The 14,677-nt window shown below is 63.1% G+C and carries 14 protein-coding genes and 1 pseudogene; 8 read left to right on the top strand and 7 right to left on the bottom strand.

Going from position 1 to position 14,677, the window contains the following annotated elements; translation table 11 throughout:
- Positions 1–332, bottom strand: a pseudogene (locus EN949_RS24150) (metallophosphoesterase); the annotation flags it as partial.
- Between the two features lie 110 nt (positions 333–442).
- Between EN949_RS24150 and EN949_RS24145 the strand changes: the two are divergent.
- Positions 443–1,036 carry a hypothetical protein gene (locus EN949_RS24145; protein ID WP_127371001.1) on the top strand — a complete coding sequence of 198 codons (594 nt, stop codon included), beginning with the start codon at positions 443–445 and terminating at the stop codon, positions 1,034–1,036.
- Positions 1,037–1,056: 20 nt separating this feature from the next.
- Here EN949_RS24145 and EN949_RS24140 read toward each other — a convergent pair whose 3' ends face one another.
- Entirely contained in the window at positions 1,057–1,683 is a 627-nt protein-coding gene (locus EN949_RS24140) for a TetR/AcrR family transcriptional regulator (RefSeq protein WP_245459266.1), read from the bottom strand.
- A 149-nt stretch (positions 1,684–1,832) separates the two neighbouring features.
- On the opposite strand from EN949_RS24140, the gene EN949_RS24135 reads away from it, so the two are divergent.
- Positions 1,833–2,618, top strand: coding sequence for an NIPSNAP family protein (locus EN949_RS24135; protein ID WP_127366604.1), 786 nt, complete (start codon positions 1,833–1,835; stop codon positions 2,616–2,618).
- An 82-nt stretch (positions 2,619–2,700) separates the two neighbouring features.
- Here EN949_RS24135 and EN949_RS24130 read toward each other — a convergent pair whose 3' ends face one another.
- Both EN949_RS24130 and choX read right to left on the bottom strand, forming a co-directional pair.
- A complete protein-coding gene (locus EN949_RS24130; RefSeq protein WP_127366609.1) occupies positions 2,701–3,513 on the bottom strand; it encodes an alpha/beta hydrolase in 813 nt (270 codons plus the stop codon).
- A gap of 8 nt (positions 3,514–3,521) precedes the next feature.
- The gene (gene choX, locus EN949_RS24125) at positions 3,522–4,460 is read right to left on the bottom strand and encodes a choline ABC transporter substrate-binding protein (RefSeq protein WP_127366605.1); all 939 of its coding nucleotides are present in this window, start codon (positions 4,458–4,460) and stop codon (positions 3,522–3,524) included.
- 81 nt (positions 4,461–4,541) lie between these two features.
- Here choX and betI point away from each other — a divergent pair, with 81 nt between their 5' ends.
- Together betI and EN949_RS24115 are read left to right on the top strand one after the other, a co-directional pair.
- Positions 4,542–5,180 carry a transcriptional regulator BetI gene (betI, locus tag EN949_RS24120; RefSeq protein ID WP_024505714.1) on the top strand — a complete coding sequence of 213 codons (639 nt, stop codon included), beginning with the start codon at positions 4,542–4,544 and terminating at the stop codon, positions 5,178–5,180.
- 123 nt (positions 5,181–5,303) lie between these two features.
- The gene (locus EN949_RS24115) at positions 5,304–6,062 is read left to right on the top strand and encodes an SDR family oxidoreductase (RefSeq protein WP_127366606.1); all 759 of its coding nucleotides are present in this window, start codon (positions 5,304–5,306) and stop codon (positions 6,060–6,062) included.
- Here the strand turns inward: EN949_RS24115 and EN949_RS24110 are convergent.
- Positions 6,047–7,063, bottom strand: a complete 1,017-nt coding sequence (locus EN949_RS24110; RefSeq protein ID WP_245459268.1) for a LysR family transcriptional regulator — start codon at positions 7,061–7,063, stop codon at positions 6,047–6,049. The genes EN949_RS24115 and EN949_RS24110 overlap by 16 nt on opposite strands.
- Before the next feature lie 88 nt (positions 7,064–7,151).
- Here EN949_RS24110 and EN949_RS24105 point away from each other — a divergent pair, with 88 nt between their 5' ends.
- The 4 genes from EN949_RS24105 to EN949_RS24090 all read left to right on the top strand — a co-directional run bounded on the left by EN949_RS24105 (position 7,152) and on the right by EN949_RS24090 (position 10,403).
- A complete protein-coding gene (locus EN949_RS24105) occupies positions 7,152–7,631 on the top strand; it encodes a cupin domain-containing protein (protein WP_127366607.1) in 480 nt (159 codons plus the stop codon).
- Positions 7,632–7,789: 158 nt separating this feature from the next.
- Entirely contained in the window at positions 7,790–9,187 is a 1,398-nt protein-coding gene (fumC, locus tag EN949_RS24100; RefSeq protein WP_024505710.1) for a class II fumarate hydratase, read from the top strand.
- 235 nt (positions 9,188–9,422) lie between these two features.
- Positions 9,423–9,842: a DoxX family protein gene (locus EN949_RS24095; RefSeq protein WP_127367736.1), complete on the top strand. Its 420-nt coding sequence runs from the start codon at positions 9,423–9,425 to the stop codon at positions 9,840–9,842.
- Positions 9,843–9,998: 156 nt separating this feature from the next.
- A complete protein-coding gene (locus EN949_RS24090) occupies positions 9,999–10,403 on the top strand; it encodes a DoxX family protein (RefSeq protein ID WP_013532414.1) in 405 nt (134 codons plus the stop codon).
- Between the two features lie 284 nt (positions 10,404–10,687).
- Here EN949_RS24090 and ppx read toward each other — a convergent pair whose 3' ends face one another.
- Positions 10,688–12,223, bottom strand: coding sequence for an exopolyphosphatase (ppx, locus tag EN949_RS24085; protein ID WP_027163327.1), 1,536 nt, complete (start codon positions 12,221–12,223; stop codon positions 10,688–10,690).
- Positions 12,223–14,424 (bottom strand): RNA degradosome polyphosphate kinase, encoded by a 2,202-nt coding sequence (locus EN949_RS24080; protein WP_024505006.1) that lies wholly within the window; start codon positions 14,422–14,424, stop codon positions 12,223–12,225. The genes ppx and EN949_RS24080 overlap by 1 nt, the downstream gene beginning before the upstream one ends.
- Positions 14,425–14,677: the final 253 nt, after the last annotated feature.

Below are 14,677 nucleotides of genomic sequence, written 5' to 3'. Positions count from 1 at the left end.
GGCGTGCCTATCCTGCCGGCCGAACGCAGGCCGGTGGCGACGCCATTGATCTCAGTTGGCCAGTCCTTGTCGCCAAGCGCATTCAGCGCCGCCACGTTGCGCAGCAGCGCGGCGTCGGTCTTGCCTTCCTGCAGGCAGTTGGGGCTCAAGCCGCTCGCCATGCGGCAGGCATGGACATCGGCGATGAACAGGAAAGTGGCGTCGATCGACTGGACGCGTTGCCCGGTCTGGCTGAAGGCCGGGCGCGACAAGGCGCCGGCCGCGGCAAATCCTGCAGCCTGCGCCAGGAAGTTGCGTCGGGAAAGCGATGCAGTCGAACGGCGATTCATCATACGCTGATTCAGCATGGACAGCGGCCGGTCGTCCAGCGCCTCTGCGCCATCATCGACATGACGCCACGGGTCTGGCATGTCTCGCTTGCGCAAGCGGAGGAGGACGAAAAATGAAAGCCGCACCTATCTGCATGATCCTGGCCGCGATGTTGTGCGCGAGCACCGCGCATGCGGCGGGTTGCGTCGACGCCAAGTCCGCCAGGAAGGGTTTCGTTCTGGCGAGGCCCGGCATCCAGAGCGAATTTCGGCCCGTGGCTGGCGGGATGATGTCGGTTGCCAACACCTACGAATCGCAATCGCCGCAAACCCAGTATCTGTTCGCCGGCCTGATCGAGGTGTTTCGCGACAGCGACACCGGTCGCCAGGCGATGATCCCGCTTTCCGATCTGCGAAAGCTGTTTCCGCTGAAGACGGGGACAAAGGCCGCGATAGAGTTCGTCGAGCTGTCGCCGAACAAGCCGCCGAAGGGCACCAAGACGCTGAGCCTGGTCGTCAAGGGCAAGGAGACATTCAGCATGGGCGAGTGCAAATACAATGTCCTGGCGGTCGAGGAGACCTTCAAGAACGGTGCCGGCGAGACGCTGGATTCATTTACCGCCCTCTATGCGCCAGATCTGCAAGCCGCGCTCGCGCGGCGCTACGATGAAGGCACCAGTTCGGAATCCGTCAACGGCTACGAGACGATCAAGCCGCTGGCCGAGTAGCTGAACCAGAGCACGGCGAGTCAAGGGGTTCCCGGCCGTGGCAGTATCCTGTTGCGTCGCCTGGCTGCCAATGCGCCCTGCGATGGCGACGGCGCGCTGCGCTCCAGCCCCGCCAGGCAATCCCGCAGCACACCGGCATCCTGCGTGGCCTTGGCCATCGACATCGCTCCGGAATAGGCGGCGACCGCCAGCGCGGCGAAGCGTTCGGGGTCCGTGTGCTCGTCCTTGCCCACCTGCTGGTCGGCACGCAGCTTGGCGGCAATCGCGCGCCGCCACCCGGCAAAGATCCCGGCAAGGGCAATGCGGAAATCCGGGTCGGCAAGCGACAATTCGTGCGCCAGATTGTTGAGCGGACAGCCGCGCACGAAACCCTGCTGCTCCAGTTCCGCCGCCACGGCCTCGAACACCGCGCGCACGCCTTCGCGGGCCGACGCCGCCGCCAGCACCGGCGCGATCCATGTCTCTTCGACCGCTGCCGCCACACGCTCGTCGATCACCGCCAGCGCGAGCGCCTTCTTGGTCGGGAAATGGTGATGCAGCGCACCGCCGCTGACACCCGCCGCCGCCATCAGGTCGCCGATGCTGGAGGCGTGATAGCCGCGCGCCTGGAACGCATCCTCGGCGACATCGAGCACTTTCTTGCGCATGCCCTCAGGGTCGTTGATGCGTTTTCCCGGGCGCGGTTTTGGTTGAGCGATCATCTCTGCTGACATTGCCGGACATTAGCATATTGACAAAACAGGACAACCGGTCTGTTTTACAAACAGGACAATCACCCTGTTTTGGAGAATGCCGGATGAACCTGCCCCAGAACGTCGCGCCGAAACCCTCAGCGCTCGCCTCGCCTGTCGTCGAGTTGCGGCAATACACGCTGAAGCCAGGCCAACGCGACACGCTCATCGACATCTTCGACGGCAGGCTGATCGAGGGCCAGGAGGCCGCCGGTATGACCATCATCGGCCAGTTCCGGGACCTCGACCGCCCGGACATGTTCGTCTGGATGCGCGGCTTCGACGGCATGGCTGCGCGGAAAAATGCTCTCGCCGCTTTCTATGGCGGGCCGGTCTGGGCGGCGCACCGCGATGCGGCCAACGCGACGATGATCGATTCCGACGATGTGCTGCTGCTCAAGCCGGCGTGGCCGGGCGCCGGCTTCGACCTTGCGGGGGCGCAGCGGCCAAACCTGGCCGGCGACGAAAAGCCCATTCGAAACAGGCCGCTGGCCGGCATCGTTGTCATCGAGATTCATCATTTGCAGCCGGGCACGGAGGCAGATTTCACCACCCGCTTCGAGATTGAGACGGCGTGCCTGATGACAGCCGACGCACGCCTGCTCGCCGCGTTCGTGACCGAGCCTGCCGAAAACAATTTTCCGCGCCTGCCGGTACGGGCTGACGAAAACGTCTTCATCAGCGTCATGGGTTTTGCCAGCACAGAAGCGCATGCCCGCCACAAGGCCGCGCTTGCCGCCTCGCCGGCATGGCAGGATTTTTGGCGGGCCGCGCAACCCGGCCTGACCAAACCCACGGAGACTTTGCGGCTGTCGCCGACATCGCAATCGCTGGTCGGGATCTATTCCTAAAGCGCGTCGAGCGCTTTAGGAATAGATCCTTTTTTGTGCATGTCATTCTCCCAAAACCGGGGCCACTTTTGGGCGACATGCATCAGACTTCAAATGCCTCGATGATGGTCTTGGCGACAAGGGCCGGGTCTTCCCAATGCGGGTTGTGGCCACAGCTCTCAGCCCGAACGAAGACGGCTCCGGCAAGAGCGGATTGCAACGCCTGCTGGTGCGCCTCGGCGAACAGCGGGTCGCACGCGCCGGCAATGATCAGCGTCCGGACTTGCACGGCCCGCGCCGCATCGGTCAGATCGGCGCGGCGGATTTCCTCGAGAATCGCGCGCCAGCGCGGTGTCGGCATCGCCGAGGCCTCTTGCGCCAGGCCGGCGAGAAAGGCCGCTGGCACGTCGGGACTGCAGGCATGCCACCAGGCGTAGAACGGATCGGCCGGCGATATCGGGTCGCGCAGCGCCTCGACGCCCGCGACCAGCGGATGATCCGGCGCGAAATCGGGCTTCAGCGTGCCGGCCAGCATCACCAGCCCGCCAATCAGCTCCCTGTGTCGCCCAGCCAAGGCGATGGCCACCATGGCGCCCAGCGAATGGCCGACGACGACCGGCCGGTCGAGCCGCAAACGCAGGACCAGCCCAGCAATATCGTCGGCGAAATCGGCGATGCCGCAGCCTTTGCCGGCCTGCGAGGCGCCGTGGCCGCGCAGATCCGGCATGATCAGACGGCGGCCGGCGAGATAGGGCGCAAGAAGCGAAAAGCTGCGGCTGGTGTCGGTGAAGCCGTGCACCAACAGCAGTGCCGGCTCGGCGCCTGTTACCTCGACATAGGCGATGTCGAGATCGCCGACAGTGACGAACTGCTTGCGGCCGGCCCAGCCGTCCTGGTCCGCGCAGGCATTCAGCACCGCCGCCCTCACAGGCCGAGCTTTTCCTTGACCGCGGCAAGGCCGGGTTGGCCGTCGAAGGTGGTGACACCGGCGAGCCAGGCATCGAGACGGCTCTTGTTGGCCGTGATTGCCTTCAGCGCGCCGTCCTCCGGCTTCATGCCGTCATTGATCAGATAACCCATGCCGACATTCTCGAAATCGATGTCGAAGGCGAGGTTTTTCAAGAACTGTGCGACGTTCGGGCATTGCTGCAGATAGCCCTTGCGCACCTGCGTCGTCACCGTCGCGGCGCCGAAATTCGGGCCGAAGAACTTGTCGCCGCCGGTCAGATATTTGAAGTCGTACATCATGTTCATCGGGTGCGGCGCCCAGCCCTGGAAGACGATGAACTGCTTCTCCTTGATCTCGTAGCCGACCTCGGAAAGCATGCCGGCTTCGCTCGATTCGACCACCTGCCAGCCTTCCAGGCCAAAGGCGGGATCGGCGATCGCGTCCATCATCAACTGGTTTGAACCAGGCTCGATGCCGTACATTTTCTTGCCGAATTTGTCGGCGAATTTGTGCAGGTCGGAAATGTCCTTGACGCCGGCTTCCCAGACATAGGTCGGCACGGCGAATGTGTATTTGGCGCCTACGAGATTGACGCGCACATTCTCGACCGAGCCGTCCTTCTTGTAGGGCTCGTAATAGGTGACCATGGCCGGGTCCCAGTAGCCCAGGAACAGGTCGAGGTCCCTGTTTTTCATGCCCTCGTAGATGACGTTGATGCCGAGCACCTGGCTTTGCGGCTGATAGCCAAGCGCCTCCAACAGGACATTTGCGACTCCTGTGGTGAAGGCAAGGTCGTTCCAGCCGGGTTCGGCCATGCGGACCGTCTTGCACTCTTCGGCCTCGGCCGCCTGGGCCGCATGAGTGGCCAACATGAGGCCGGCAAGGCAGACGCCATTTGCAAGGATGCGCAACATTTCGGTTCTCCTCGTCCACAAAATTGACCAATCGGTCTTTTTATTGTCCCATGGGTCAATTCTTGATCTGAACGGACGAAGATGTCAACGTGGATTCGACATGCATGGACCGATGCCGTGAAACTCAAGCGTCTCAGTGAGATCCGCCGCAAGGAATTGCGGCAGGCGGCCTTCGCGGTGCTGGAGCGCGAGGGCATTGCCGGCGCGACACTGGAAAAGGTGGCGGCGCAGGCCGGTGCCTCCAAGGGCATCGTGCTGCACTATTTCCGCAACAAGCAGGAATTGTTCGAGCACGCGATGCGTGAGGCAAACGCCGTCCTGTGCCAGGCGGTGATCGCGCGGCTTCGCCGGGCGCAGACACCGATGGAGCGCATGGATGCGGTGATCGAGGGCAATTTCGAGGAGCATCTGTTCCAGCCGCCTCTCTGCCATGCCTGGCTGTCGCTCTGCGCCGAGGTGCCGCGCGACGAGAAGATGGCTCGTATCCAGAGGGTGATCCATGCGCGCATGCGCTCGAACCTGTTGTCGGGCCTGCGCGGCCTCGCCTCGCCCGGAGATGCCGACGACATCGCGCTTGGCGTCACCGCGCTGATCGACGGGCTTTGGTTGCGGCTCGGCCTGCAGCCGGGCAGCGTGTCGCGCGAACAGGCTGTCCGCCAGGTCAAGAATTATGTCGCGGGACGGCTGGCTTTGGGGGAGCTTGCGACCGCCGGCGCTTAAACCAGCCTCGGCCGGCCTGGCGGGTGGCGGCGGTCGAAGTTCATACCGTGGGATAGGCTGACGGCTTGACCTTGGCCGCCACTATACGGTGCTCTCGACGACGCAGAAATCTCGGAGCATCCGATGAGACTTCACAACAAGCGCGCGCTGGTTACCGGCGGGTCGGACGGTATCGGCCTGGCGATCGCCGAGGCCTTTTCGCGCGAGGGCGCGGACGTCCTAATCGTCGGCCGCGACACCAAGAAGCTCGACGCCGCCCATAAGCACCTCGGCGGCACTATCGAGACGCTGTCGGCCGATCTTGCCACCTCGGCCGGCATCGCGGCCGTCGTCGAGAATGTGAAAAAATCGGGCAGGCCGCTCGATATCCTCGTCAACAATGCCGGGGTGGCTTTCCTGGTGCCGTTCGAGACCGTCAGCGAGGCGCAGTTCCAGCAATCCTTCGCGCTCAATGTGACGGCGGTGTTCTTCCTCACCCAGGGTCTGCTGCCGCATCTGGCGGCCGGCGCGTCGGTGATCAACATCTCGTCCTATTTCGCCAACAAGATGATCCCGAAGCGGCCGTCGAGCCTCTATTCCCTGTCAAAGGGCGCGTTGAACTCGCTGACCAAATCGCTGGCCTTCGAACTCGGCCCGCGCGGCATCCGCGTCAACGCCATCGCGCCCGGCACGGTCGACACCGCCATGCGACGCAAGACCGTCGACAATTTGCCGGCCGAGGCAAAGGCCGAGCTGAAAGCCTATGTCGAGCGCAGCTATCCGCTTGGCAGAATCGGCCGCCCCGACGATCTGGCGGGCATCGCAGTGTACCTCGCTAGCGACGAGGCGGCCTGGACCAGCGGCGGGGTCTTCTCCGTCGACGGTGGTTATACCGCGGGCTGATCCGTCCGGGCGCCACGCCAAGCGCCGACATTTTCAGCGACGCCACTTTCTACAAATCCAAGTACGCCTACCGCCTCCAGGATCTGATCGCGAACCCAGCGATGGGGTGGCTCGTCGTCGTGGCGCGCGTGCCAGTACATCCTGATTTCCGGAACAGCAATGGGAAGCGGCGGTTCAAAGATGACGAGCGGCAGGGTCTCGGCCGCCCAAACCGCGAACTGCCTGGGCACCGCCGACAGGTGGTTTCCATTTGCCACGGCTAATGCGACAGCCTGAAAGTGCGGCAGGGTCAGGCTTACACGGCGCGTTCGCCCGATCTTGCGGAGCGCCTCGTCGGTGGAGCCCGACATCGACCCGTCGATAGAACGAAGAATATGGGGCAGCTCGCAGAAGAGGTCGATCGGCAGAGTCTTGCCTTCCATGATTCCCGCCTGCCTGATCGCAGCGTTGTCGTGCGCGGCGATGATGGCGAATGGTGAATGGAACAGAGGCGTGCTTGAGACCCAGTCGGAGACCTCCAGCGGACGCTCGAGCGCTACGTCGATTTCATCGTCCTGGAGCAGCCGCGAGACATCGCCGCGCGCGCTATCGAGAAACCTTAGCGACGCGCGCGGCGCGGCGCCAGCGATGCGTGCCGCCAGCGCTGGCATCAGCATCATGGAAAAGAAATCCGCCCCCATGAACGTGAAGGTTCGCTCCAGTTCCGCCGGATCGAACGCCTTGGCCGAATGGAAGACGCGTTCGATCTCGCGAAGCGCCACGCGCAACGGCTCGGCCATGCTCTCGGCGCGCGGTGTCGGCATCATGTCATTGCCCCGTCGCACGAACAGCTGGTCGTTGAGGAGATGTCGCAAGCGATTGAGCGCAGCGCTGACGGCAGGTTGGCTGAGGCCGATCTGCTCGCCGGCACGCGTAACGCTTCTCTCCCGCAGAAGGGCGTCGAACACCTTGATGAGATTGAGGTCGAGCGCGTTCAAATTCATCGCATCAATTCGCCCCATACGATCATTCGATTTCCGTTGTCGGCGTATCCCTGGCTAGATCGTCATGGGCCCAGCAGGCACAGGCAACAGAAGGATCAGACACGCCATGACAATGACCCCCGGCACGATCACAGGCAAGGAACTCTTCTGGTTCAACAACACGCTCGTCGCGATCCACGTCTCGTCGATGGCAGGAGAGGACGGCACCTGCGTCGTCGAGCATCACATGCCCTATGGCGACTCGCCGCCGCTGCATGTGCATCGCAGGGAAGACGAAGTGTTTCACATCCTGGAGGGGAGATTGCGCTTTCAGATCGACGGCCACGAACGCATTGCGGACGCCGGCGAAACCGTCATCGCACCGAAAGGCCTGCCGCACACCTACCGGGTCGAATCCCCGGAAGGTGCGCGCACCCTCACCATCACGCGCGGTTCGGATTTTGAGACGATGCTGCGTCAGGCGAGCCGTCCCGCCGAACAGCCCGAACTGCCGCCGCTGATGGAACCAACACCGGAAATCATCGCGGCACTGGTGCAGCTTTGCGCAAAAAACGGCATCGACATTGTCGGTCCGCCGCTGGGGTGAGAGGCCGAAACTGCGCAGTCCTTCCCTTCTCCCCTTTGTGGGAGAAGGAGAGACGCGCCGCGCCTTCAACCGATTTGCATCCTCGCCGCCCGCATTCTCCGCTTGAAGCCGTTTGTGCAACGCGATACGCCGTTGCCGACTTCGACAAGGAGAGACCCGTGACCGCTGCAAAGACCAGAACCGAAACCGACACGTTCGGTCCCATCGAAGTCGCCGCCGACCGGTATTGGGGCGCGCAGGCGCAGCGTTCGCTCGGCAATTTCAAGATCGGTTGGGAGAAGCAGCCAGCGTCGATCGTGCGCGCATTGGGCATCGTCAAGCGGGCGGCGGCCGAAGCCAACATGGAGCTCAAGCGGCTCGATCCTGCGATCGGCAAGACGATTGTCGAGGCGGCGCAAGAGGTCATCGACGGCAAGCTCGATGAGCATTTCCCGCTGGTGGTCTGGCAGACCGGTTCGGGCACCCAGTCCAACATGAACGCCAATGAGGTGATCTCCAACCGGGCGATTGAGATGCTGGGCGGTGTCATGGGCTCCAAGAAGCCGGTGCATCCCAACGATCACGTCAATATGAGCCAATCGTCGAACGACACCTATCCGACAGCCATGCACATCGCCTGCGCCGAACGCATCGTGCACGATCTGTTGCCGGCACTGAAGCACCTGCACAAGGCGCTCGCCGCCAAGAGCAGAGAGTTCAATCACATCATCAAGATCGGCCGCACGCACACGCAGGATGCCACCCCCCTCACCCTTGGTCAGGAATTTTCGGGCTATGCCGCGCAGGTCGCTTCGTCGATCAAGCGCATCGAGCTGACGTTGCCCGGCTTGCAGGAACTGGCGCAGGGCGGCACCGCCGTCGGCACCGGCCTCAACGCGCCGGTCGGCTTCGCCGAAAGGGTCGCGGATCGCATCGCCTCCATCACCGGCATCGCCTTCGTCACCGCGCCGAACAAGTTCGAGGCGCTGGCGGCCCATGATTCCATGGTGTTTTCGCACGGCGCCATCAATGCGGCGGCCGCCGCGCTGTTCAAGATCGCCAACGACATCCGCTTCCTCGGCTCAGGCCCGCGCTCGGGCCTCGGCGAACTGTCACTGCCGGAAAACGAACCGGGCTCGTCGATCATGCCGGGCAAGGTCAACCCGACCCAGTGCGAGGCGCTGACGCAGGTCTGCGTACAGGTGTTCGGCAACAATGCGGCGCTCACCTTCGCCGGCAGCCAGGGTCATTTCGAGCTCAATGTCTACAATCCGCTGATGGCCTACAACTTCCTGCAGTCGGTGCAGTTGCTCTGCGACGCGTCGGTCTCCTTCACCGACAATTGCGTCGTCGGCATCGAGGCCCGCGAAGACAACATCAAGGCGGCACTCGACCGCTCGCTGATGCTGGTGACGGCGCTGGCGCCGACCATCGGCTACGACAATGCCGCCAAGATCGCCAAGACCGCGCACAAGAAGGGCACCACTTTGCGCGAGGAAGCGCTCGCCACCGGGCTGGTCAGCGAAGCCGATTACGACCGCCTGGTGCGGCCGGAGGATATGACGCATCCGGGGTAGGCAATTCCAGGAAAAGTGTCTGCGGTTTTCGGTCCGGAATTGCGTCAACCAAAAGCCCGGTATTTCGTGAGGGGAGAATTTACTCCCGTCACGACCTCACCCGAAGCGAATTTTGCGCAGGCCGCCCGATCACGGAAACGTAGGCACTGTGAACAATGTGTCGCCAGTCTGGTGGCTTTGGTGAACAGTCGGTTTGCTCTATCTCCCCGGCATCAACCCATCCCGGAGAGCCACCATGTCCACCAACATTTCAGTCGCCGGTTCCGGCGCATCCAATGCCTCGACCACCATCCTGCTCGGCCGCGTCCTGCTCGCGGTCATCTTCCTGCTTTCAGGTTTCGGCAAGCTCACCGCCATTAGCGGAACAGCGGGCTATTTCGGCAGCCTCGGCCTGCCCTTGCCGACCGTAACGGCCACCCTCGTCGGCCTGATCGAGCTTCTCGGCGGCCTCGCCATCCTCGTCGGCTTCAAGACCCGGATTGTCGCCTGGGTGCTGGCGGTCTTCACGGTCGCTACCGGTTTGGTCGCCCATACCGGTTGGGCCGACCAGATGCAGATGATCCAGTTTCTCAAGAACCTCGCCATTGCGGGCGGCTTCCTCGTGCTGGCTTCCTCGGGCGCCGGTGCCTATTCGATCGACGCCAAGCGCGGCTGAGCCAATAGCCGGCAATAGCCGAACAAGAAAGCGGCGCGGAATTTTCCGCGCCGCTTTTTCGTTGTTGGTACATGACCGCCGATCTGTCGGCCGGAGTTTTCTGATAGGATCGGCTATCGGGACGAGGCCGGCCGGCGGCCGACAACGGAGGTGAACATGCCCCGCAACGCGCTGCTCCTGCTCTCCCGGCTGCTGCTCGCCGCCCTGTTCGTGCCTTCCGGTTTCCATGCATTGAGCGACATCGCCGGCACCACAGGCTATTTCGCCGGCCTCGGCCTGCCGCTGCCGACACTTGCCGCCTGGGGCACGGGACTGTTCGAACTGATCGCCGGGCTGCTCATCCTGGTCGGTTTCCAGACCCGGATCATAGCGCTTCTGCTCGCTGCCTTCTGTATCGTTGCCGGCTTCATCGGCCATTATGGCCAGGGCGGCGGCGACGCGATGCTCGCCTTCCTGCACCAGCAGATGCTGATGAAGGACATTGCGATATCAGGTGGGTTTGTAGCGCTGGCGATGGCCGGCGCCGGCGCATGGTCGATCGACGGGCGCGGCGCGGTTTGATATTTTTGCGTAGATGGGCCCGAGCTGATCGACCCCCACTCCGTCTCGGCTTCGCCGAGCCACCTCGCCCCCGATCGACGGGGTAGAGGAAGGGCGCGAGCCTGTTGCCGCCAACGCTCTTCCAACAAGGCTCCCTTCCTTTCCCTCCGGAGGGGGAAAGGTGGCGCTGCGAAGCAGCGACGGATTGGGGAAGCCGGTCGTCAAACGCGAAGCCGCCGGCGAAGTACGACCGGCAGGTCTCCGCTTAAGTCAGATAAGACACGGGTCTGCTAGCAGCTAGCGCCTTATTTCACTGACATGCTGGGGCCACCCTCGACGGCCAGCACCAGCCGGCGGTTGGTGATCCTGGCCAGCTGCGCCAGGCGCCCGGCCGGCCGCTCGCCATAGAGATCGGCCAGCGATACCGGCAAGACCAGCGCCAGCACGCCGTTGGCGCGCTGTTCCCATTTCAGCCTGGGCATGATGCCGGGCATCGACGCCGTCAGCAGATAGACGACGCGCATCATCGCGGCGAGCACGCGGGCGCGCTCCAGATAGCGCGGCGGTGCCAGAGCCTTGATCTCGGGGGCGATGGCTTCGTTGAAGATGCCGTCGTGACGATAGGCGTTGGCCATCGCCAGGAAAGCACGGCCAGGATGGTCGACGCCGAAGAAGGACGCGTGCGCAATGATGTTGAGCGATTGCTTGCCGCGGTATTCGGGATGCGCGCGCCAGCCGATGTCGGCCAGCAATGCGGCCGCGTGGCGGTAGCGCGCCTCGTCCTCGGTCTCGTCGATGCCGAAGGCCGCAAAGGTCTTGGCGGTCCAGTCGACAAGTTCGTGCGCATGGGTGACGGAGCGCGAGCGCAGGCGGGCGAGTTCCTCCGAGGCCGAAATCAGCGGATCGGCCTTCTGCTCCGCCTCGTCGAGCAGCGAATAGAGAAAGCCTTCGCGCACGCCGAGCGCCGAGACGATGATCTTCGACGGCTGCATCGCCGCCATGATCTCCTGCAGCACGATGGCGCCATAGGGCAGCAGCGAACGGCGGTTCTTCGAAACGCCTTCGATGCCCTTGACCTTCTCGATCTCGGCCTTGGCCACCTGCTTGAGGAAGTTCGCCGCGCTTTCGGCCGATATCTCGTAATGGTGCATGACGCCAAGCGGATAGTTGGTCATTTCCATGTGCAGCCGGGCAAGATTTCGCCAGGTGCCGCCGACGGCGTAGAAGGGCCTGCCCTGCCCGCCTTTCAACAGCTTGGCTTTCGCCAGTTCGTCACGCGCGATCCTGGCCGCCTGGGTCAGCGAGTTCTTCGCCATGTCCTGCAGGCGCAGGCCGCCCAGCGGCAGCGTGATGCCGTCGCCGATCGCCTCGCCGCTGACATCGACCAGTTCGAGACTGCCGCCGCCCAGATCGCCGGCGATGCCATCGGCCGGATGGAAACCGGAAATGACGCCGAGCGCGGAATAGTACGCTTCCTGACGGCCGCTGATCACTCGGATCTCGGTCTTCAGCACATCCTCGGCGCGATGGATGAAATCGGGGCCGTTGACCGCCTCGCGGGCCGCCGCGGTCGCCAGCACATACATTTGCTCGGCGCCCGCCTGGTCGGAAAGCGCACGAAAGCGGCGGAACTCTTCCATCGAGCGCGTTACCGCCTCGGGGTCGAGCTTGCCGGTCGAAACGATGCCGCGGCCGAGACCGGCCAGCATCTTTTCGTTGAACAGCATGGTCGGCGAGCGCGCCAGCCCCTCATAGACGACGAGACGGATCGAGTTCGATCCGATGTCGATGATGGACAGCGGTCGGCGGTCCTGCAGCCGGCCCTGAGAATCAGACAGCATCAGCCGGACGCTGCGGCGTTCTTCTTGCGGCGCTTGAACTGCGCGATGCGCTTGGGCGCATGCGACTTCAGCGCGTCACCCCGTCCCGACAGGCTCGGATTGGTCATAAAATATTCCTGCGCGTTGAACGGTTCCTCGCCCTCCTCCAGCACGACGCGCCGGGAGGTTCCATCAGCCAATACGTCGAAACTTTGCTGATTGTCCATAATGTTGCCCAGCATGATCTGGCCAAGGATCTGTTCATGCACAGTTGGATTGGTGATCGGCACCATGGTTTCGACGCGGCGGTCGAGATTACGCGGCATCAGGTCGGCCGAGGAGATGTAGACGATCGCCTCGTCCGACGGCAGGCCGTAACCATTGCCGAAACAATAGATGCGGCTGTGCTCGAGAAAACGGCCGACGATCGATTTTACGCGGATGTTTTCCGACAGGCCCGGAACCTGCGGCCGCAGGCAGCAGATGCCGCGCACGACAAGGTCGATCTCGACGCCGGCGCGGCTGGCATCGTAGAGCGCGTCGATGATGATCGGATCGACGAGGGCGTTCATCTTCATCCAGATGCGCGCCGGTTTGCCTTGCACCGCGTAGGCAATCTCGTCGGCAATGTGCTTCAGGATGCGGCTTCTCAACGTGAACGGCGAGATCGCCAACCGCATTTCGTCCGTCGGCTCGGCATAGCCGGTGATGAAATTGAACAGCTGGGCGACATCGCGCGCAATCGTCGGATCTGTGGTGAAGAAGGACAGATCGGTGTAGATGCGCGCGGTGACCGGGTGGTAGTTGCCGGTGCCAAGATGCACGTAATTGCGCAGCTTGCCGTCCTCGCGCCGCACCACCAGCGACATTTTCGCATGCGTCTTCAGTTCGAGAAAGCCGAACACCACCTGCACGCCGGCCCGCTCCAGGTCGCGCGCCCAGCGGATGTTGGCTTCCTCGTCGAAACGCGCCTTGAGCTCGACCAGTGCGGTGACCGACTTGCCGGCCTCGGCCGCGTCGACCAGCGCGCGCACGATCGGACTGTCGTTGGAGGTGCGGTAAAGCGTCTGCTTGATCGCCACCACTTCCGGATCGGCCATTGCCTGGCGCAGGAACTGCACCACCACATCGAAGGATTCGTAGGGGTGATGGACGACGATGTCCTTCTCGCGGATGGCGGCGAAACAATCGCCGCCATGCTCGCGGATGCGCTCGGGAAAACGCGGATTGTAGGGCGTGAATTTCAGGTCGTCGCGGGGAACGGCGACGATCTCGGAAATCTGGCTGAGCGCCAATGGACCGGTCAAGACGCTGATGCGGCTCGACGACACGCCAAGCTCGCCGGCGACGAAATCGCGCAATTCGCCAGGCATCAGCCTGTCGAATTCGATGCGGATCACCGATCCGCGCCGACGCCGCTTCAGCGCCGTTTCGAACAGGCGCACGAGGTCCTCGGACTCCTCCTCGACCTCGATATCGCTGTCACGGATGATGCGGAACGTGCCGGAGCCCTTGACCTCGTAGCCGGGGAAGAGCTTGCCGATATAGAGGCCGACAGCCTCTTCCAGCGGGATGAAGCGGACATGATGCTTGCGGTCCGGCAGACGAATGAAGCGCTTCAGCGCCACCGGCAGGCGCAGCAGCGCGCTCATCTCCTCGCCGTTCTTGCGATGGCGCAATTGCAGCGCCATCGAGAAGCCGAGATTGGGGATGAACGGGAACGGATGCGCCGGGTCGATCGACAGCGGGGTCAGCACCGGGAAAACCTGTTCCTGGAAATGGTCTTCCAGCCAGATTTTCTCGTCCTTGGTCAGCGCATCGCGGGTGATGCTCTCGATGCCTTCCTTGTTGAGCAGCACGGTGAGCGCCGAAAGGCTCTTCTGCTGGTCTTCCTGCAGCCGCTCGACCTCACGCAGCAGCTGTTCGAGCTGCTGTTCGGGGGTGCGGCCGTCCGGGCTCTTCAGCGTGATGCCCTCGCGCACCTGGCCGGCAAGACCGGCAACACGGACCATGAAGAACTCGTCGAGATTGGCGGCCGAGATCGACAGGAAGCGGACGCGCTCCAGCAGCGGGTGATTGAGGTTCAGCGATTCCTCGAGAACGCGCCGGTTGAACTGCAGCCAGGAAAACTCGCGGTTGACAAACCGGTCAGGGTTGCCGCCTTCCGGGCGAGCCACCTCGACATCCACGAATTCGTTCTGCACCGGCTTCAGTTCGTTCATGATTCCCGCTCTTCCACACCCGCTCAAGCCGGCTAGCCAGTCACTCTAGCGACCCATGGTCCCTCCCGAAAACCGAAATCGGTTTTCGGGTCATGGGTTAACCGGCTTAACTTATCCTCTGACAGGCTTTTGCGACAGTTTGATTTCATCGAACTTGCAAAGAGGTCTGATATGATCCAGATGCAGACGAGACTGCGTTAAGGAGACGACGATGGCAGGCGGTTCCATTCCCCATTTTCAGAACGATGCGGGC

Source organism: Mesorhizobium sp. M7A.F.Ca.US.007.01.2.1, from assembly GCF_003998165.1.
Taxonomy (GTDB): Bacteria; Pseudomonadota; Alphaproteobacteria; order Rhizobiales; family Rhizobiaceae; genus Mesorhizobium; species Mesorhizobium ciceri.
The sequence above is the reverse complement of the archived record's forward strand: the minus strand, read 5'-3'. Positions and strand labels throughout refer to the sequence as shown.